Consider the following 642-nt stretch of genomic DNA (forward strand, 5'->3'; position numbering starts at 1 on the left):
ATGAATATGAATTTTACACCAATGGACGGATCTCCTCGACGTCAAAACGAGCGGGATTACCGATCGGTCGGTGAGGGGGATCGCCAGTGCCCAATATCCTGTGGACCCGGATCGATAACCGGTTGATTCACGGTCAAGTGGCGGTGACATGGTCCAATCACGTCGGATCCAATCTGATTGTGGTGGCCAATGATGAGGTGGCGAAGGATCCGTTGCAGCAAAGTTTGATGGATATGGCGGTGCCGGGACTGGACACCCGCTACTTCACCATCCAGGAGACCATCGACAAAATCGGACAGGCGAGTGACGAGCAAAAGATCGCCCTGATCGTCAAGACGCCGCAGGATGTGTTGAAGCTGGTACGGGGAGGGGTTCCGATCCGGAAGGTCAACATCGGCAACATGCACTATTCGGAGGGAAAGGAGCCATTGACCAACACGGTTGCCGTGGATGAGCAGGATAAGGAGGCGTTTCGGAATTTGCACCGGCTGGGGATCCTGTTGGAGATCCGGCGGGTGCCGAGTGAAAAAGGGAAAAACATCCTCGATCTGCTATAGGGAGCGATGATCCGCCATGCTGATGGAAGCGGTTTTGCTCGCTTTATGGGCGGGGATCGCCGGAATCGATCAATTCAACGTTTTG

The 642-nt window shown here is 54.5% G+C and carries 1 protein-coding gene; it reads left to right on the plus strand.

The features are described 5' to 3' along the window. The first annotated feature begins 86 nt into the window (after positions 1 to 86). Entirely contained in the window at positions 87 to 557 is a 471-nt protein-coding gene (gene agaV / locus RZO55_RS12475) for a PTS N-acetylgalactosamine transporter subunit IIB (RefSeq protein WP_318064613.1), read from the plus strand. Positions 558 to 642: the final 85 nt, after the last annotated feature.

The sequence above is a fragment of the Clostridium boliviensis genome (assembly GCF_033342255.1).
GTDB classification, from domain to species: Bacteria; Bacillota; Clostridia; order Lachnospirales; family Lachnospiraceae; genus Lacrimispora; species Lacrimispora boliviensis.